At 63.6% G+C, this 18,499-nt stretch carries 13 protein-coding genes and 1 tRNA gene; 2 read left to right on the top strand and 12 right to left on the bottom strand.

Annotated features, from left to right (window positions below):
• Window positions 1-33 precede the first annotated feature (33 nt).
• Both EDC35_RS06965 and pgi read right to left on the bottom strand, forming a co-directional pair.
• Window positions 34-4,167, bottom strand: a complete 4,134-nt coding sequence (locus EDC35_RS06965) for a DEAD/DEAH box helicase (protein ID WP_132976522.1) — start codon at window positions 4,165-4,167, stop codon at window positions 34-36.
• A 36-nt stretch (window positions 4,168-4,203) separates the two neighbouring features.
• A complete protein-coding gene (pgi, locus tag EDC35_RS06960; protein WP_132976521.1) occupies window positions 4,204-5,850 on the bottom strand; it encodes a glucose-6-phosphate isomerase in 1,647 nt (548 codons plus the stop codon).
• A gap of 199 nt (window positions 5,851-6,049) precedes the next feature.
• Between pgi and glgA the strand changes: the two genes are divergently transcribed.
• On the top strand, window positions 6,050-7,582 hold the full coding sequence (gene glgA / locus EDC35_RS06955; RefSeq protein ID WP_165903369.1) for a glycogen synthase GlgA: 1,533 nt from the start codon (window positions 6,050-6,052) through the stop codon (window positions 7,580-7,582).
• A gap of 11 nt (window positions 7,583-7,593) precedes the next feature.
• Here the strand turns inward: glgA and panD are convergent, their stop codons facing one another.
• The 4 genes from panD to pcnB all read right to left on the bottom strand — a co-directional run bounded on the left by panD (window position 7,594) and on the right by pcnB (window position 11,346).
• On the bottom strand, window positions 7,594-7,974 hold the full coding sequence (gene panD, locus EDC35_RS06950) for an aspartate 1-decarboxylase (RefSeq protein WP_132976520.1): 381 nt from the start codon (window positions 7,972-7,974) through the stop codon (window positions 7,594-7,596).
• 145 nt (window positions 7,975-8,119) lie between these two features.
• Complete coding sequence (gene panC, locus EDC35_RS06945; RefSeq protein WP_132976519.1) at window positions 8,120-8,974, bottom strand: pantoate--beta-alanine ligase; 855 nt, start codon at window positions 8,972-8,974, stop codon at window positions 8,120-8,122.
• A gap of 185 nt (window positions 8,975-9,159) precedes the next feature.
• Window positions 9,160-9,963, bottom strand: coding sequence for a 3-methyl-2-oxobutanoate hydroxymethyltransferase (gene panB, locus EDC35_RS06940; RefSeq protein WP_132976518.1), 804 nt, complete (start codon window positions 9,961-9,963; stop codon window positions 9,160-9,162).
• A 54-nt stretch (window positions 9,964-10,017) separates the two neighbouring features.
• Window positions 10,018-11,346 (bottom strand): polynucleotide adenylyltransferase PcnB, encoded by a 1,329-nt coding sequence (gene pcnB / locus EDC35_RS06935; protein WP_132976517.1) that lies wholly within the window; start codon window positions 11,344-11,346, stop codon window positions 10,018-10,020.
• A 178-nt stretch (window positions 11,347-11,524) separates the two neighbouring features.
• Here pcnB and EDC35_RS06930 point away from each other — a divergent pair.
• Window positions 11,525-11,599 (top strand) — tRNA-Glu (locus EDC35_RS06930).
• Window positions 11,600-11,801: 202 nt separating this feature from the next.
• Here the strand turns inward: EDC35_RS06930 and pufA are convergent.
• From pufA to EDC35_RS06900, 6 genes are all read right to left on the bottom strand, one after another.
• Window positions 11,802-11,963, bottom strand: a complete 162-nt coding sequence (pufA, locus tag EDC35_RS06925) for a light-harvesting antenna LH1, alpha subunit (RefSeq protein ID WP_132976516.1) — start codon at window positions 11,961-11,963, stop codon at window positions 11,802-11,804.
• 28 nt (window positions 11,964-11,991) lie between these two features.
• Window positions 11,992-12,117: a light-harvesting antenna LH1, beta subunit gene (gene pufB / locus EDC35_RS06920; protein ID WP_424565288.1), complete on the bottom strand. Its 126-nt coding sequence runs from the start codon at window positions 12,115-12,117 to the stop codon at window positions 11,992-11,994.
• A 337-nt stretch (window positions 12,118-12,454) separates the two neighbouring features.
• Window positions 12,455-13,096: a 7-carboxy-7-deazaguanine synthase gene (queE, locus tag EDC35_RS06915; RefSeq protein ID WP_132976514.1), complete on the bottom strand. Its 642-nt coding sequence runs from the start codon at window positions 13,094-13,096 to the stop codon at window positions 12,455-12,457.
• Window positions 13,093-14,187 carry a 6-pyruvoyl trahydropterin synthase family protein gene (locus EDC35_RS06910; protein WP_132976513.1) on the bottom strand — a complete coding sequence of 365 codons (1,095 nt, stop codon included), beginning with the start codon at window positions 14,185-14,187 and terminating at the stop codon, window positions 13,093-13,095. The genes queE and EDC35_RS06910 overlap by 4 nt, the downstream gene beginning before the upstream one ends.
• Window positions 14,184-14,882, bottom strand: a complete 699-nt coding sequence (gene queC, locus EDC35_RS06905) for a 7-cyano-7-deazaguanine synthase QueC (RefSeq protein WP_132976512.1) — start codon at window positions 14,880-14,882, stop codon at window positions 14,184-14,186. Before queC ends, EDC35_RS06910 begins: the two co-directional genes overlap by 4 nt.
• Window positions 14,883-14,955: 73 nt before the next feature.
• Window positions 14,956-18,387, bottom strand: coding sequence for a type I restriction endonuclease subunit R (locus tag EDC35_RS06900; RefSeq protein ID WP_243651505.1), 3,432 nt, complete (start codon window positions 18,385-18,387; stop codon window positions 14,956-14,958).
• Window positions 18,388-18,499: the final 112 nt, after the last annotated feature.

Here is an 18,499-nt window from a genome sequence, read left to right as displayed (position 1 = left end):
GGTACGAACTTTCCCGGAAATCGCCTTAAACAGCTATCCCTGCTCTCGGATCAGCGCCAGCATATCCTCGTAGCTCAGGCGTCCGCCGTCGCCGGTCCCTTCCAGCAGTCCGTCGGCCAGATCGCGCTTGCTCGCATGCAGGGCGATGATCTTCTCTTCGATGGTGCCTTTGGTGATGAGCCGATAGATCGTCACCGGGCGTTCCTGTCCCATGCGATGAGCGCGGTCGCTGGCCTGATCCTCGACCGCCGGGTTCCACCAGGGATCCATGTGGATCACATAATCGGCGGCGGTGAGATTGAGCCCGGAGCCGCCGGCACGCAGGCTGATCAGGAAGAGCTCGCCCTCCCCGGCCTGAAAGGCGGCGACGGCGGTCTTGCGTTTGGCCTCCGGGGTGGAGCCGTCCAGATATTGATAACGGATGCCCCTGGCGTCCAGATGGGCGCGGATGAGCGACAGATGATCGACGAACTGGCTGAAGACCAGCGCCTTGTGCCGGTTGTCGCGCAGATCGTCGAGGATCTCGCTGAAGGCGTCGAGCTTGGCGCTCGGCAGGTCGCTGTCGGGCAAGGCCAGCTTGGGATGGCAGCAGGCGCGGCGCAGCCGCATGATCTCGGCGAGGAGCTGCATGCGCCTCTGGCCGGGGTTGCTCTCTGCGGTTTCCAGCCGCTCGATGGCCTGACGGCGCAGCGCCTCGTAGAGCGCGGCCTCGGAGGCGCTGAGTTCCAGTTCCAGAGTGATCTCGGTGCGCGGCGGCAGTTCGCTCAAGACCTCGCTCTTGAGCCGGCGCAGGATGAAGGGCTTGAGCAACTGTCGCAGCCGCTGGCGCGCGCCCGAGTCGCGCTGCTGTTCGATGGGTGCAGCGAAGCGCCGGTTGAAGGACTCCAGCGAGCCGAGCAGTCCGGGGTTGATGAAGCGGAACAGGTTCCAGAGCTCGCCCAGATGGTTTTCGATCGGGGTGCCGGTGGTGATGAGTCGGAATCCGGCATTGAGCTTCATGATCGCCTGCGACCGCTTGGTCATGGCGTTCTTGAACGCCTGCGCCTCGTCGGCAACGATGGTTGACCACTCAACCCTGGCGAGCCGTTCGCCCTCGGTCTGCAAGAGTCCATAACTACAGACGATGAGATCGAAGGGACCGGCGGATTCGAGCATACGGTCGCGGTCGCCCTCGCCGAAGCGTTTGGGATTCAGCGTCGGGGCGAAGCGGCGGGCCTCGCTGACCCAGTTGGAACAGACCGACATGGGCGCCAGCACCAGGGTCGGTCCATCGGGTGCGCGCGACAGGATCATGCCCAGCGCCTGCACCGTCTTGCCCAGCCCCATGTCGTCGGCGAGACAGGCACCCGCGCCCCAGTGCGCCAGACGCGCCAGCCAGCGATACCCCTCGACCTGATAGTCGCGCAGTTCGGCCTGAAGCGTGGAGGGTACGACCGGCTCCAGGTCGCGGACCTCGGCCAGACGTGCGAGCAGCTCGCACCAGCGCTTGCTGGCCTTGACCTCCATCCCGTCCAGCGCCTCATCGATCGCCCCGGCCGCCAGCGGATGGAAGCGTCCGCCCTCGGTCAGTCCGCGCAGACTGTCGAGCCGCTTGCGCAGCGCATCGCTCAGGACCAGATACTGGCGTTCGTCCAGACGCACGAAACGTCCGGGTGATGCCGTGACCAGTTCCAGGAGCTGCTGCATGCCGAGCAGACTGCCATCATCCAGCGTCAGTCCGCCTTCCAGCGCCAGCCAGTCGCGGCCCTGGGAGACGCTCACCCGCATCTGTGACAGCGCGGCCTCATTGGACAGACCGATACGCTTGCCCTCAGGCCATTGCAGCACCACACCCTCGCCGAGCGCGGACAACTGTTCCAGGGTGCTCAGCGCCTCTTCGGGGTCGTCCAGACACCAGGTCCAGGTGCCGTTGTCGGTCAGCCGCAGGCAGGCATCGAGCACCCGTTTGGCCTGACGGCGCTCCTCGGCCAGATCGCGCGTGGTCTGGACGGCGCGTCCGTCGAGATCGGCGAAGAGTGTCGCCATGCCCTGCCCCGGCAGCAGACGCGGCCCGGTCTCGCCCAATGGTTGCATCAGAAGCTCCAGGGTCAGACCGGTCTCGGTCGGATTCAGATGCACGAAGGGGCGCGCGTCGGGCGGCAGCGACTCAGCCACCCGCTCGGCCCCGCCGATGGCCGAATGCACGGTCAGCAGGGGAGCGATGGCGGCGATGCCTTCGAGCAGACGCTCCTTGCCGTTGGGCGGCACACGCAGCCCTTCCGGTCCCAGGATGCCGGCGATGCGCCGCTGTGCGGCGTCGAACTGGACCACCCGGATCCGCTGCGCCTGTTCGTTGACCAGCAGCAGCGATGCGCCCTCGGGCGGAAAGGGATGCAGACGCACCAGGATGCCGTCCTTGCCCTGGATGACTTCGAGTGCTGGCCCGCCCTTCACCAGTTCGACCGGGGCATCCATGAGACCGGCGCGAAAGACGAGCGGATGACCGACGGCGGCCAGCAGGGCCCCTTCCGCGTCCAGACGATAATAGGTCCGGCCATACCAGCCGCTGTCGGTCTCGCGGTGGATGTAGCCGCAGATCCGCCGGTCCTGCGGGGTCAGATAGTCGTAATCCTCGGGCGCATCGGCCAGCTTCTGGAGCGCCACCGCCCGTCCGGCGGTCCAGCCGCCGGACTTGTTGCGCTTCTGTTCGCGCGGCTCCAGGGTGCCCTGACCGCCATAGAGCGCGAGCACCCAGCACATCCGGCGGTCGCGTCCGGCCTCGGCATCCGTGCCGGCTGTCGATTTGCCCTCGCTGGCGGCTCCGATCCCTTTGAGCGCATCCAGCGCAATCTCCCAGGCCGATTTCGGGGTGAGGAGCCCGGTGAGCCGGGTCAGCCCCGCCGGCGGCGTCGGCAGCGCGGCAAGCTGGAGCGGCCGGCTGCACCGCCGCAGCAGGTCGAGCCCTTCCCAGGCATACCAGAAGATGCCGGCCTTGACCGCCTCTTCGGACTGGATCGCAAGCGCCTTGAGCGCCTCCAGCGGGGGGCGTTCGCCCAGCCAGTGCCGGGCGAGACAGAGAAACAGCAGATCGAAGGGGCGCAGGCTGGCCGGTGCCTGACGGATCCAGTTCGCGTCCTCGGCCCGCTGGCGTCCGGCCAGGATGGCCGCCAGTTGGTTGAGAGTCTGGAAGACCGGCGCACAGGGGTCGGTCACCGGCAGGCGCGCGATCAGACTGGACTGCGACTGCACCCGTTCCAGATCGCCCGCCGCGCCGCGCCGCAACAGCGCCAGCAGGTGCATGACACCGGGCAGACCGGGCACGGCGAGATTGCGCTTGCGGGTCTGGCGACGCTGGGTCGTCAGATGCAGCTCGAAAACCTCGATGGCGTCGTCATGACGCCCGCGCAGCAGATGCAGCCAGCCGATCAGGGGCAGGGTCTCGGGCGTGATGCGATTGCCCAGGATGGCGGCGGCCGCCTCGATACGCCCCTGGAACAGCGCCTGCTCGGCCAGCGCGCAGGCGGCGGCGGGATGCTCGGCGGCCAGTGGGGTCAGATTCTGCGCCAGGAAGTCGTGGAATTCCGGTTGCGGGGTCAGGTGCAGGCTGGTTTCGGTCAGGCGTGGACCAAGCGCCAGGATGCGCAGACGCGGGCTCAGGGTCGCAAACCAGTCCGCATCGGGCAGCGCGGTACAGATCCGCGACAGCCGTTCGACCTCGCGATAGGTCACGGGCTGCCCCGGCGCGCGTTCGGTCAGACCAAGCTGGGTCAGCACGTCCTTTTCATTGCCGGCATAGAGCGCGTTGCGCAGACGGCGCGTCTGTTTGCGGTCGCTGACCGTCTCCCAGTGATAGCGCGGCTTGGACGGCATCGCCTGTTCGGCGACGGCGACGATATGGTCGAAATGACCCGCGCGCTGGGTCTCGCGCGTCAGGCTCTCGGCCAGTTCAGGGGCGCAGACGAATCCCGGTCCCTGCTTGACCAGCAGCCCCTGAGCGAGCAGACGCTCGCGCAGCGGTTTGGCGACGAGCGCGGCCAGCGGGCGTCCGCCCTGATCGCGCCACCCGAGCTGGGTCAGGATGTCCTGTAATGTCGTCTGATTGAGCGGCTCATAGACGACGGATACGACCTGGAGAATGCGTCGTTCGTCGGGCGACAGGCTTTGCGCAGCTTCGCTTAAATTGGCCATGATCGATGCAGGGTCGTGGGGTGCCGATGGGCGCAATCAGGCATGGCGCTGACGGATGAAATGCTCCAATAGGGCGCGGGTGGAAGGATCGTGATCCGCCATGACCCTGCCGGCCTGGATCTCGTCGAGGATGACGCTGGCAAGCTGTTTGCCGAGCTCCACACCCCATTGATCGAACGAGTTGACGCCCCAGATGACGCCCTGGGTGAAGATGCGGTGCTCATACAGCGCGATCAGGGCACCGAGCGTGCGCGGGGTCAGACGCTCCATGAGGATGCTGTTCGTCGGCCGGTTGCCGGGGAAGGTGCGGTGATGGGCCAGGAACTGCGCGCGCTCTTCCGCGATCCCGGCGGCGCGCAGCTCGGCCAGCGCCTCGTCGAAGCGGCGCCCGCGCATCAAAGCCTCGGTCTGGGCAAAGAAATTGGCCATGAACTTGGGGTGATGATCGCCTAGCTCGTTATGGCTGTGGATGGCCCCGATGAAATCGGCCGGGATCAGTTGGGTGCCCTGATGGATGAGCTGATAGAAGGCATGCTGACCGTCGGTGCCGGGTTCGCCCCAGACCACCGGGCCGGTGCTGTAATCGACGGCAACGCCCTCGCGGGTCACGCCCTTGCCGTTGCTCTCCATGTCGCCCTGTTGCAGATAGGCCGGCAGATAGCGTAACGATTGATCGTAGGGCAGCACCGCATGGGTGCGCGCCCCGGCGAAGTTGGCATACCAGACCCCGATCAGACCCAGCAGCGCCGGCATGTTCGCGGACAGCTCCGCCGTGCGGAAATGATCGTCCATCGCCTCCGCGCCTGCGAGCAGTTCGACGAAGCGATCAAACCCCACCGCCAGCGCAATCGGCAGACCGATCGCCGACCACAGCGAATAGCGCCCGCCCACCCAGTCCCAGAAGCCGAACATGTTGGCGGTGTCGATACCGAAGGCGGCGACCCGCTCGGCACTGGTGGAGACGGCGACGAAATGGCGCGCGACCGCCGCCTGATCGCCCAGCGCGGTCAGCAGCCAGTCGCGTGCGCTGGTGGCGTTGGTCATGGTCTCCTGAGTGGTGAAGGTCTTGGAGGCGACGATGAAGAGCGTGGTCTCCGCGTTCAGGCGCTGCACGGTCTCGACCAGATGGGTGCCATCGACATTGGAGACGAAATGCACCCGCAGATCCTCGCGCTGATAGGGTGCGAGCGCGGTGCAGACCATCTTGGGGCCGAGATTGGAGCCGCCGATGCCGATGTTGACCACGTCGGTGATGCGCTGTCCGGTGTGGCCGGTCCACTCGCCCGAACGCACCCGCCCGACGAAGGACTCCATCCGCGCCAGCACGGCGTTGATCGCGGGCATGACATCTTCGCCCGCAACCCGGATCGGACGATTGGTGCGATTGCGCAGCGCCACATGCAGCACCGGACGCTGCTCGGTGTTGTTGATCGGCTCGCCGCTGAACATCCGCCCGATCCAGCCCTTGAGATCAACCGCCTCGGCCAGATTGATGAGACGCGACAGGGTCTCCGGCGTCACCAGGTTTTTGGAATAATCGAGATGAAGTCCGGCGGCCGAGAGCGTCATGGCCGGGGCGCGACCGGGATCGGCGGCGAACAGATCGGACATCCGCACTCCGTTCATCGCATCCCAATGATCCTGCAGGGCCTGCCACTGGGGGGTCTGGTTCACGAGCGACATGCTGGTTGGTCTCCTTGGAAAGGCTGAACCTTGAAATGGGGGTCAATCACCGCGAGCGCATTGGATCATGCCCGCGAGACGGGATCCAGTCCGAGCCTGTTGCCCCGCTCCAGGGTAAGTATGCTAACGTGAAGTCTGTCATCACATTGTCGCGCTGCGTCTGACCGCAAGCCAAGCGCCCCTCATGCAGAGACCATCCATGGAATCGTCCATTTCTTCCTTGTCCGCCGCCCCGGAACGGCAGACGCTGCGTATTCTGATGGCCAGCAGTGAGGCACATCCACTCATCAAGACCGGGGGGCTCGCCGATGTCGCCGCCAGCCTGCCCGCCGCGCTGCGCCAGCTCGGACATGACGCACGTCTGATCCTGCCGGCCTATCCGTGTGCCGCCAGACAGTTACGCGAACCACGCAGCCTGTGTGAACTCAGAGTCACGGGATCGCAGGCCAGCGTACGAATCATCGAGGGACGGCATCCGGACCACGACCTGCCGGTCTATCTGGTCGATGCGCCCGATTATTTCAGCCGCGAAGGCAACCCCTATACCGACCTCAGCGGTCGCGACTGGGGCGACAATGCCGAGCGTTTTCTGCTCTTCTGCCGCGTCATTGCCCTGATCGCCCAGGGTCTGCCGATGATCGGCTGGCGACCGGACGTGCTGCACGCCAACGACTGGCAGACCGGTCTCGCCCCGGCGCTGATGTCGGATCGGCCCACACCCACGGCCAGCATCTTCACCATCCACAATCTGGCCTATCAGGGTCTGTTTGATCGCGCCACCTTTGATCGCATCGGTCTGCCCCCGGCGCTCTGGAGCCTGTCGGGGCTGGAATTCCATCAGCGTCTGTCATTCATCAAGGGCGGCATCGTCTTTTCGGATCGGGTCAACACCGTCAGCCCCACCTATGCCAACGAGATCCGCACCCCGCGCTTCGGCTGCGGACTCGATGGCCTGCTGCGTCAGGTTGGCAGCCATTTCAGCGGCATCCTCAACGGGATCGACTACCAGGCCTGGAATCCGGCCGCCGATCCGCTGATCCTGCAACCCTATGACCGCGACAGTTTCGGCCTCAAGACCGAGAACAAGCTCGACGCACAGCGCGAGTTCGGGCTGCCGCGCAGCGAGGACAGCTTCGTGCTGGGCTATATCGGACGACTGGTGGAACAGAAGGGAGTCGATCTGATTCTCGCCATGCTGCCGGAGCTGTTACGCGATCCCCGGATCCAGATCGTGATGGCGGCGGCTGGCGAACGTCAGATCGAGCAGGCGCTGCTCGACATCGCCGCCAGTCATCCGCGTCAGGTCGGGGTCTTCATCGGTTATGACGAGGCGCGGGCGCATCGCATCGAGGCGGGTTGCGACAGCTTTCTGATGCCGTCGCGTTTCGAGCCCTGCGGGCTGAATCAGATCTACAGCCTGCGCTACGGGACGCCGCCCATCGTCCATCGCACGGGCGGACTGGCGGATACGGTCGTCCAGACCACCCCCGACACGCTTGCCAATGGCACAGCCACCGGTTTTCTGTTCGACGAACCGCAGCCGCAGGCACTGTTGCATGCCATCCATCAGGCGCTGCGGCTGTATCGCGACAACCCGGATGCCTGGCGACGCCTGGCGACGACGGGCATGTCACAGGACCTGAGCTGGGAGGCCAGCGCGCGTCAATATCTGGCGCTCTATGCCGACGCCATCGCCGAGCGTCAGACTCAGGCCAGCCTGGCGCTGGCCTGAGCAGGTGAGGATCAGGCGGCCTGGGCGGGAATGGCGTCGCCGGTGCGCAGCACCCGGTTGTGCTCGTTGAGATAGACGAGGCTCGGCTTGAAGACATCCGCCTCGGCCTCGGTCATGGCGGCGTAGGCGCAGATGATGACCCGATCCCCCGGCGCCGCCTTGTGGGCCGCCGCGCCATTGACCGAGATCACCCGCGAGCCGGCTTCGGCGCGAATCGCATAGGTGGTGAAGCGTTCGCCATTGGTGACGTTGTAGATCTGGATCTGCTCATATTCGCGGATGCCGGCAAGATCGAGGAATTCCTCGTCGATGGCGCAGGAGCCTTCGTAATCCACTTCCGCATGCGTCACGCAGGCGCGATGCAGTTTGCATTTCAGAAGGGTCAAATGCATGTCAGAAATCCTCGCAAGGGCCAGTACGGCCAAATCTTCAAGATTGAATGAAGATGATTGATGTTAGATGGTGAATAGTGTAGCGCAGCCTTTGTTGCGATGCAGCATCCGATTTTGCGGCGAATCCGTCGCTGCCGGATGGCTGTCAATGAGCGCCGCGCATCACCCGCAGATTATCGATCAGCCGCGCCCGTCCAAGATAGGCGGCGGCCAGCACGATCAGGTCGGCATCGTCCGGCGTTGCCGGGCTGAGATCGCCCGCAACACGTACCGTAAAATAATCGGGTCGCAGCCCGGCGTCGGCGATCTGCGACAGCGCCGCCTGCTCGACCTCGGCGATGACGCAGCCCGCATGCAGCGCCTGAGCGGCGCTGGTCAGGGCGCGATAGAGCGCGGGCGCCTGGCTGCGCTCGACGGACGACAGATAGCCGTTGCGCGAGCTCATCGCCAGCCCGTCCGCCTCGCGCACCGTTGGCACGCCAAGGATCTCAACCGGCATCGCCAGATCCTCGACCAGACGGCGAATCACCAGAAGCTGCTGAAAATCCTTCTCGCCAAAGAGCGCCACATGCGGCTGCACCATATTGAACAGCTTGCACACCACGGTGGCGACGCCGACGAAGTGGCCGGGCCGGCTGGCGCCGCAGAGGATATCCGAGAGCCCCGGCACCTCCACCCGCGTCTGCTCGGCCTGTCCGCGCGGATAGACGACCCGTGCACTGGGCGCGAACACCAGATCGCACCCGGCCTCGGCCAGTTGCCGGGAATCCTCGTCCAGGGTGCGCGGATAGGCGTCCAGATCCTCGCCAGGACCGAACTGGAGCGGATTGACAAAGATGCTGGCGACCACGCGCGCGGCATGCAGCCGCGCCTCGCGTACCAGGGTCAGATGCCCGGCATGCAGGTTGCCCATGGTGGGCACGAAGGCCACCCGCTCGCCGCTGGCCCGCCAGCCGGCGACCTGGGCGCGCAGGTCATGAAGTTGCTCAACGCGGTGCATAGATAATTTGGGATGTCTGGAAGATTGATGCCAATCCGAAACGCCGTCAATAGACAGGATTAACAGGATTTTTCAAGATTAACAAGATTGAAAACAAGCGTTTAAAAATCCTGTCCATCATGGGGAATCCTGTTAATCCTGTCTATTTCAGGCCTGCATCGGTATGCGTTTTCAGGAAATGGACTCTAATACGGCGTTTCAGCCGCTGACGGGAAGGTGCCCTGACGGACTTCCGCCACATAGGCGGCAACCGCTTCGGCCATGGAACCGTGACCGGTCAGAAAATCGCGGCTGAAACTCGGCGGACGGCCCGCATTGAGTCCGAGCATGTCATAAAGCACCAGCACCTGGCCGTCACAACCCGCGCCAGCGCCGATGCCGATCACCGGAATCGTCAGGGTCAGACTGATTTCGGTTGCCAGCGCCGTCGGCACGCATTCCAGTACCAGCAGACTGGCCCCCGCATCCTGCATCGCCAGGGCGTCATGACGGATCGCCTCCGCCGAGGCATGATCGCGCCCCTGAAAACGATAGCCGCCGAGCCGGTTCACCGACTGCGGCAGCAGACCCAGATGGGCGCAGACCGGCACGCCCTGACTGGTCAGGCGGTGCACGGTCTCCAGCATGGGCGCGCCGCCTTCGAGCTTGACCACCTGCGCCCCGCCTTCCTGCATCAGACGCCCGGCATGGTCGAGCGCACGCTCCGGCGTGGCACAGGCCAGAAAAGGCAGGTCGGCCACCAGCAGCGCCCGTTCCCGCCCACGCGAGACACAGGCGGTGTGATAGACCATCTGGTCGATGGTGACCGGCACCGTCGTGGCATGGCCCTGCAGCACCATGCCCAGTGAATCGCCCACCAGCATCAGATCCACGCCCGCCGTATCGAGCAGACGGGCGAAGCTGGCGTCATAGCAGGTCAGACAAACGATCCGCTCACCCCGCGCCTTCATGGCGGCAAGGGTGGCGACTGAGATCGGCGCAGTGGACATCGGCAGCTCCGGGGGCATCAGGGATAATGCAAGAATAGCGATCTGGACACGCGGTCAACCGGCCACTTCATTTGCCGGGGTCTTGGACTTGCTGCGGCGGCGACGTGGACGGCGCCGCTTGGCGCCGCTTTCGGTCATGCTCGCCCGTTCCTGGCTGCTTCCCTCCTGGAAGCGGGTCCACCAGTCGGCCAGCTCGGGATCCGTCTCCCCCGCCTCGGCGCGCAGCAGCAGAAAATCATAGGCGGCGCGGAAACGCGGGTGGGTCATCAGCCGGTAGGGCCGTTTGCCCTCGCGCTGCTCAAGCCGTGGTTGCAGCGCCCAGATCTCGCGCATCGGCAATGAATAACGCTTGGGGATCGCCACCAGCGACTGCTGCCGGTGACAGACATCGGCGGAAGCCACGAGGATCGCCTCATTGACGTCCATGCCCTCGGACTGCAATTGCTCGGTTGCGCGGCGCACCGGTTCCCAGAGCAGAATCGCAAAGAGAAAGGCGGGTGCGACCGGCTTGTGTTCCTGCAGGCGCCGGTCGGTGTTGGCCAGACCACGGCTGACGAACATGACCGGAAAACCCTGATCCTCCAGCGCCAGACAGGCGTCGGTTTCCGGGAAGAGCTGACCGAATAGCCCGTAATGACGCAGCTTCTCGAAGACATCCAGCGCATAGCCGGAATGGAAGAGCTTGATCAGCTCATCGAACAGACGCGCGGCGGCAATGTCGCCGAGCAGCGATCCGAGCCTGAAGAGCGGCTGCTCGGTTGACGGCTCAATGGCAAAGCCGAGCTTGCAGGCAAAGCGCACGGCCCGCAGCATCCGCACCGGATCCTCGCGGTAACGCTGTTCCGGGTCGCCGATCAGACGCAGTTTGCCCGCGCGCAGATCGGCGAGTCCATCCACATAATCGATCAGCGAAAAATCGGCGATATTGTAGTAGAGCGCATTGATGGTGAAATCGCGCCGCCGCGCATCCTCCTCGATGCTGCCATAGATGTTATCGCGCACGATCATGCCGTTTTCCAGACGATGATCGGCGGGATCGGCATCGTCGCCGCTGCCGCGATAGGTCGCAACCTCAATGATGTCGCGCCCAAAATGGACATGCGCCAGCCGGAACCGCCGCCCGATCAGGCGACAGTTGCGAAAGACCTGGCGCACCTGTTCAGGCGTGGCGTCAGTGGCAATATCAAAGTCTTTGGGCTCGTGGCCCAGAAGCAGATCGCGCACGCCGCCGCCCACCAGATGGGCCTGAAAATTCTCCTGCCTGAGTCGGTAGAGCACCTTGAGCGCGTGCTCGCTGATCTGCGCGCGGGAGATGTTATGTTCCGGGCGTGGCACGACCAGTGGAGTCGTGGTGCCTGTTGTGTCGGGGTCGGATTCCTGCATGACCGTATTTGAGCGGATTCCTTAAAAGTGCCAGGGCAGCGCTCGTGAACGATGCGGGAACGGATGTCGAAGGTTCCCAAGCGGGCGAGCGCGGTCAGTCGATTGGTCAAAGGATTGTCACAGCCGCTTGTGCGGCGGCGCAATGAGCGTATAATACGCGATTCTTGACCGCAATACTGCTCCCTTCGTCTAGCGGTTAGGACGCTGGCCTCTCACGCCGGTAACAGGGGTTCGAACCCCCTAGGGAGCGCCAAATCAGATCAAGGGCTTGGATTTAAAAAACCAAGCCCTTTTTCTTTGCCCGGCGGGTATTTTCCGGAAGGCTGAAACGCAATCGGCGCTGGCAGCCATGTGGCTGCCAGCGCCGAATTCAATCAATCCGCGCACGCCAGACCGACAGATCAGGGAAACGATCTGACAGAAAACCCGTTCGTCAGTGACGCGGGCTCCGCCCCTTAATTCCAGCCCAGACCAACGGCAAAGACAACGGCGTGGACGGAAATGGCCAGGGTCAGCAGGGCATAAAAAATCGGCATCAGCCAAATCGATGGATTCACCACCAGCCAGATCTTCCAATCGTCGGCGGGATTTTTCGGCCCTGCGAGATGGTCGCTCATGATCGTTGATCTCGGTGCGGGATGGATTTTAGAACCAGGGCTTCACGGCAAGGACGAAGAGGTGAGCAGCCGCTGCCAGCGCAACGAATGCGGTATAGGTCACTTTGAACTGCTCGTGAAATTCCTGCGCCTGCTGGTCGGTCAGGCCGGACAGACTCTGAGCCTGAGCGACGACCGGAGCGGCTTCCACGCGGGGTTTGGGTTGTTGAGCGGGGGTAAATTTCTGTTCAGCCACGAGATGGGACTCCGTTAGGAAAGACACTGACATCATATCCATCCTGGATGACAGGATGGCGTCATAAACTGACCGCGATACTGAGGGTGCTTCGCCTGCCCAATGTCACCGCATCCGGATCAGACGATGCACTTTGCGATCCTACCTGTCATCTTAGCTTTACACCCAACAATGTCAATCTGAATTTACATGTGAGGCAATCATCTGCCAGCACGAAAGAGAGCACCCGCAGCCTTTGCATGCATTGAAAAATAAATCAAGGAAAACCAAGCATCTTGTGGGTCTGCACACTCAAGCGCCAGCGCGGATGGGCCTTGCAGTAGGCGATGGCCCGTGCAGTGTGCACAGCGAGATCGGGACCATCCAGCGGTTGCAGAAAAAAGTGCGTGAAGGTGAGTGACGTGAAGCGCTCGGGCGGGGCTGCCGGCTGCGGATAGACCAGCTTGAGTTCGTCGCCGACGGTCAGTTTGATCCCGGCGCCGGCCTTGGGGCTGACACAGATCCAGTCGAGCCCTGGCGGGGCCGGACAGGTGCCGTTGGTTTCGACCGCGATCTCGCAGCCCTGCGCGTGCAGGGCATCGATCAACGCGGCATCAAGCTGCAACAGCGGCTCGCCTCCGGTGCAGACGACATAGGGCGGCGCTGACAGACCGGCCTCGCGGGGCCATTGCGCGCAGATGGCGCTGGCCAGATCCTCAGCCGTGCGGAAGTGACCACCGCCCACGCCATCGGTGCCACGAAAATCGGTGTCGCAGAAGGTGCAAACGGCCTGCGCGCGATCCTGTTCGCGTCCCGACCAGAGGTTGCAGCCGGCGAAGCGGCAGAAGACGGCCGGGCGGCCAGCCTGGGCACCCTCCCCTTGCAGGGTGTAAAAGATTTCCTTGACCAGATAGCTCATGTCGGCAGGGCCGGTCCCAGTTCGCCCCAGCAGAGCGTCGCACCACACCCCGGCGTCTCGTGCAGATCGATGCGGTCGAGCTGGGGCAGATCGTCCGCGATCCGGGCGCGGATCCAGCGGGTCAGACTGCCAGGGTCCGCCGCATCGAGCCCCGGCAGGGCATCGAGCCGGTGATGGTCGAGCAGCTGGTAAACCGGATTGAAGATCCGCTTCACGTCGCCGTAATCGACCGTCCACCCCAGTACGGTATCGAGCGGCGCGGTGAGATGCAGTCGCAGCAGATAACTGTGACCGTGCAACCGCCGTCGCGGATCGCCGTCGGGTGCGGCGACCAGCCGTAGCGCGCTCTCGAATCGCTGCTCCTTCCAGATGCGGTAATGGGTACCGTCATAGTGACAGCCGGCGGTGGCGGTCTCGTAGACCGTCACCCAGGACAGCACCGGAAGCTCGGGCTTGAGCCGCTGCCAGATCCAGTGCGACAGCCGCTCGCTGGTCGGATTCTCCAGACCGGCGATGTCGTTGAGACAGGCGTAATGGAGTTCGGTTTGAAGCGGCGCCCAGAGCGCGGCGAGCCGGTCGAAATCCATCCCCATGTCCTCGTCCGCAAGCGTCTGATCGGCGTGCAGGATGACCTCGAAGCCGTGACCGTGCAGGCGTCCGCAGGGATGGTCGGCGGGCACGTTCGGCAGACAGTGCGCGGCCTCGAAGCGGAAACGATGCCAGAGATGAACATGATCGGCGCCGTCCAGATCCGCGCCCTGATCGTGGGTGCTCTGGATGCCGACCGACTCGATCCCCGGCGCCGTCAGCCGTGCGCGCACCCAGCGGGCGAGGTTTTCGTCGGTCGGAACCGGCAGAATCTCATTGAGATTGCGATAGTCGAGTGCGTCGATGCATTCCTTGAGCGCCTCGGTCAGACGTCCGGTCGCCGCCCCCGGAAAGGGCGCCCAGTCGGACGGCAGGTCGGCGCGGACACGGGCGCGGAAACTGTGACCGTGCAGACGGCGCGAGCGATGACCTTCGGGCAGAATCGGGATATGGCAGGCCGCCTCGAAGGGCGCGGCGGCGACATGCAGCAGACGTTCGCTCATACGGCCTCCGCGAAGCGTGCGAGCAGCGGATCGGCCACGCCCGCTTCGGCAAAGCCCCTGGCACGCAGCAGACAGGAATCACACTGACCACAGGGCCGGCCAGCCGCGCCCGGATCGTAGCAACTGCTGGTCAGGGCATAGTCGACGCCCAGTGCGAGACCCCAGCGGATGATCCCGGCCTTGGTCAACTGCATCAATGGGGCATGGATGCGTAGCTGCTGGCGTCCCTCGACCCCGGCAGCGGTCGCCAGATTCGCCATGCGCTCATAGGCCGCGAGATACTCGGGCCGACAGTCGGGATAACCGGAATAATCGAGCGCGTTGACGCCGATGAAGAGATCGCTCGCGCCCAGCACTTCGGCCCATGCCAGCGCGAAGGAGAGAAACACCGTATTGCGCGCCGGAACATAGGTGACGGGAATGCCCGCGCCCATCTCGTCCAGACTGCGCGCCTTGGGCACCGGCAGATCGGCGGTCAGGGCGGAGCCGCCGAAGCGGCGCAGATCGATGTCGGCGATCACATGCTCGGCGACCCCCATGGCCTGCGCGACCCGCACCGCCGACTCAAGCTCCACCGCATGCCGCTGACCATAGCGAAAGGAGAGCGCATAGGGCGTGAAGCCCTCGGCTTTGGCGATGGCGAGCGTCGTCGTCGAGTCCAGCCCGCCGCTCAACAGCACCACTGCTTTCGTCATCGTTCCGGCGGTTTTTTTACGCATATCGATTACTTTATCTGTAAAAATCAAAATATTGTTTAGTTCTGGCGCGTCAAGTCGCCATCCTGAAAGCGCCACTGACGGCCTGTTGCCAGACGTGCCGGTAAACGACCGCTGCGGCTTCCTGCTTATCCTCTTCAGTGAAAGAGGGCGATGGCAATTTCGTGTAGAGCTGGTCGAGGATGAAGATTTCCACTTCGGCTTGGGTCTGCTCCTTGTCGGTCCAGTGCTCCAGTGGTGCCAGCAGTCTGCGCAGCGAGGCCAACAAAGCCTGGCTCGCCTGCTTGACCTTTTCGCGTTCATCTTTGCCGAGAGTATCCTTCTTCAGCAGGTCGAAGAGGGCAAGTTCATCCTCGTCCAATCCTTCCTCGGCAGCGCGTCGCTGCTCGGCATCAAGGCCGTCAATCAGGTCCGTCAGCGCGGCGAAGGTTTCCTCAATGGTGACCCGATCCTTCTCGCAGTTGTAGTCGGCGATGATCGCCTGATAGCGCTTGTAATAGTCCATTCGCTGCGGATTGGACTTGAGCATTGCCGCGAGCTTCTGCTCGACGATGTCGCGGATGTCTTGAAGTACCGTCGCTTTGCGCTTGACCTTCTTTGCAAACTCGTCGCGGAGCTTTTCCAGGTCGATCTGGCTGAGGTCGAAGGTCAGCCCTTCGGTCTGGTCTTCGCCCGGCGCTTCGGCGCAGATCACCTGATTCACGATGCGGTGCAGTTCCTTCAAAAGTTCGGTGACATCCGCCGTGTCACGCCGTTCCGAGAGCTTCTTGTAGATGGCCTCGATGTTGTCGTGGTGCTCGGCATAGGCGAACGCGGACGGCTCCATCAGCAACGCCCGGAAACGGATGAAGACCTGACGGGCCAGAATCTCGAAACGCCGCTTGGACTCATCGCTGGTGTAGATGGCCTCCACGGCATCCGCCATACCTTTGATACGGACGAACCCCTGAGATCCGATCAAGGACTGCATCTCGAACCCCAGCGCGCGAACATGGGCCTCGGTCGCCTCAATGGCCTCCAGTAGCGCCTGCACCCGCTCCTCAATGGGCGCGACGATCTCTCCACCATCCTTGCCGTCGTCGCCAAGCGCATACTGGGCCAGCGCCGCGCGCAGACTCTTGAGCATGCCGTTGTAATCGACGATCAGCCCGAAGTCCTTACCGGGATAGCGCCGGTTGGCGCGGGCAATGGCCTGCATCAGGGTATGGGCCTTCATCGGCTTGTCGATGTAAAGCGTGGACAGACATTCCACATCGAACCCGGTCAGCCACATGGCACAGACGATGGCGACGCGGAAGGGATGCTCAGGGTTCTTGAAGGCCGTCTCGACATCCACCCGCTTACCGTCCGCCGTCTCGAAGCCCTGCTTCATCAGCGCCCGGTGCGGGATGATGTCGAAGCCCCATTTTTTGAAGTCGGCGACCTCGTTCTGCCCCTCGCTGATGATGATCTCGATGATCGTCTCGTCGAGCCAGCGGGCCTGTTCCATCAGTCGATCGCGTTGCGCGTACAGCCGCTGCCGGAGATCCGGATCAAGCGCGGCCTGGAGATCCGCTTGCCGAGCCTCGGCTTCACGGCGCACCGCTGCGGCCTTGGTCTTCCAGCGCGGCAGGATTCGCTGCTGGATGCGGGCACAGGTGATCTTGTCGATGCACACCAGTAGCGACTTGCCGGACGCCCAACGGGTTGCACAGTGCTCGACGAAGTCGTCGGCGATCTTATCCAGACGCTCGTCGGCGGTGATGACCTCATAATCCTTGCCGAGCAGCTTTTCGAGCAGCGCCTCCTGATCGGGGTCCAGCTCGGCCTCCTCAATCTTCTCGGCGATGCGGTCGTTGAGGTCCAGCCGGGCAATGCCGAGCTTCTCGCCACGGTTCTCATACACCAGCTTGACCGTGGCCCCGTCTTCCTCGGAGCGCTTGAAGTCATAGCGCGAGACATAACCGCCGAAGAGGCGCTTGGTCAGTTCGTCATGCTTGAACAGCGGCGTGCCGGTGAAGCCGATGAAGGCGGCGTTCGGCAGGGCCTGGCGCATATTGCGCGCCAGCCTGCCGGCCTGAGTGCGGTGCGCCTCGTCCGAGATGACGATGATGTCGTCGCGCTCGCTGTAGGGGTGGTCCCGCTTCACCTCCTGATTGAATTTGTGGATCAGGCTGAAGACGTAACGATGGTTCTCCTTGAGCAACGCTTCCAGTTCCCTCCCCGAGCCCGCGCGCGGCGTCCGCTCGTCCGCCACCCCGCAACCGACGAAGGTCTTGTAGATCTGGCTGTCCAGGTCGTTGCGGTCCGTCATGAGGACGAAGGTGAAGTTGCCCGGCACGATCCGGCGCACCTTCTCGGCGAAGAAGGCCATCGAGTAGGACTTGCCGCTGCCCTGCGTATGCCAGAAGACGCCGAGCCGGCCAAGGTCCGGATGCGCGCGCTCGCTCAGCTCGATTGGCCCTTTTCGGATGTACGAACCGGGTTCTTCCGCCGCCTTGAGGAAACGCCGGTTTTCGAGCGGCAGCTTGATAACCCGGCTGCCCAGCCGCTGATCAGGCGGAAACGCGCGTTTCAGCGCCTCCTGCCGCACGACCGAATCGACTGCCCGATTCACGCCCAGCACCTGATGATTGCTTGCCACGATCTTACGGACCGCGCCCGGCTTGCTGGCATCGAAGAGGATGAAGCTTTCGACGATGTCGAGCAGCCGATCCTTGGCGAGTAGGCCGTTCAGCAGCATCTCGGCATCCACGCTGCCCCGGTCGCGCTCGTCCTGGCGCTTCCACTCGGCGAAGTGCTCCCAGCCGCTGGTGATGGAGCCATAGCGCGCCCGATGCCCGTTGCTGACGATCAGAAAGGCGTTGTGATGGAAGGCGTGGGCGATGACATGCTCGTCCAGATAATCGCGCAGGTTTCCGTCGAAGCCGGCACGGATGTTGATATGAACCGCCTTCAGTTCGATGAAGACCAGCGGCAGACCGTTGACGAAACAGATCAGGTCGGCGCGGCGGTTGTAGTGGGGCGCGCGCAACCCGGTGATCGTCAGCTCGCGCACACAGAGGAAGCAGTTTTCTTCCGGATGGCGGAAGTCGATGACCCGCGCGAAGCTCTGCCGCACCTGGCCTTTGGCGTCCCGATAACTGACCGGCACCCCGTCGCGGATGAAACGATGAAATTCCCGATTGTGCTGAAGGGTCGAGCGGGTGAAGTCCTGACGGGTTAGCTTGGCGATCGCCTCTTCGATCGCCTGCTCCGGCAGCTCGGGATTGAAACGGATGAGCGCCGCGCGCAGGTCGCGGGTGAGCACGACCTCCCTGGTGTCGCTGCGCCCAAGCGTGCCGTCCGGTCCGAAGGTCTCCTGATTCCAGGCGTAGGCACTGTCCCAACCCAACACCTCATGCAGGTGGTTGGCAAAGGTCTGTTGGACCAAGCGGTCTTCGCTGTTGATGTCGGTCACGGCCATCGTTGTTTGGCTCACTTCCTTGGTCCGAGCTTGGCTCATTCATCAGCCGCCAAGATCAATAAAGATAGATAAAAGACAGTTGTTTAACGGATCAACTCATCGTCCTTAGTGCATGTCGGCAGTTGGTTTAGCCGTTATTTCCAGCCTCAAT

This window comes from Thiobaca trueperi, from assembly GCF_004342175.1.
In the GTDB taxonomy this organism is placed as follows: domain Bacteria; phylum Pseudomonadota; class Gammaproteobacteria; order Chromatiales; family Chromatiaceae; genus Thiobaca; species Thiobaca trueperi.
This window is presented reverse-complemented; position numbering and strand designations above follow the sequence as displayed.

Bases quoted from the DNA above. Each gene is read 5' to 3' on its own strand.
- EDC35_RS06965 (WP_132976522.1), bottom strand. From the start codon at position 4,167: ATGGCCAATTTAAGCGAAGCTGCGCAAAGCCTGTCGCCCGACGAACGA.
- pgi (WP_132976521.1), bottom strand. From the start codon at position 5,850: ATGTCGCTCGTGAACCAGACCCCCCAGTGGCAGGCCCTGCAGGATCAT.
- glgA (WP_165903369.1), top strand. From the start codon at position 6,050: ATGGAATCGTCCATTTCTTCCTTGTCCGCCGCCCCGGAACGGCAGACG.
- panD (WP_132976520.1), bottom strand. From the start codon at position 7,974: ATGCATTTGACCCTTCTGAAATGCAAACTGCATCGCGCCTGCGTGACG.
- panC (WP_132976519.1), bottom strand. From the start codon at position 8,974: ATGCACCGCGTTGAGCAACTTCATGACCTGCGCGCCCAGGTCGCCGGC.
- panB (WP_132976518.1), bottom strand. From the start codon at position 9,963: ATGTCCACTGCGCCGATCTCAGTCGCCACCCTTGCCGCCATGAAGGCG.
- pcnB (WP_132976517.1), bottom strand. From the start codon at position 11,346: ATGCAGGAATCCGACCCCGACACAACAGGCACCACGACTCCACTGGTC.
- pufA (WP_132976516.1), bottom strand. From the start codon at position 11,963: ATGAGCGACCATCTCGCAGGGCCGAAAAATCCCGCCGACGATTGGAAG.
- queE (WP_132976514.1), bottom strand. From the start codon at position 13,096: ATGAGCTATCTGGTCAAGGAAATCTTTTACACCCTGCAAGGGGAGGGT.
- EDC35_RS06910 (WP_132976513.1), bottom strand. From the start codon at position 14,187: ATGAGCGAACGTCTGCTGCATGTCGCCGCCGCGCCCTTCGAGGCGGCC.
- queC (WP_132976512.1), bottom strand. From the start codon at position 14,882: ATGACGAAAGCAGTGGTGCTGTTGAGCGGCGGGCTGGACTCGACGACG.
- EDC35_RS06900 (WP_243651505.1), bottom strand. From the start codon at position 18,387: ATGAGCCAAGCTCGGACCAAGGAAGTGAGCCAAACAACGATGGCCGTG.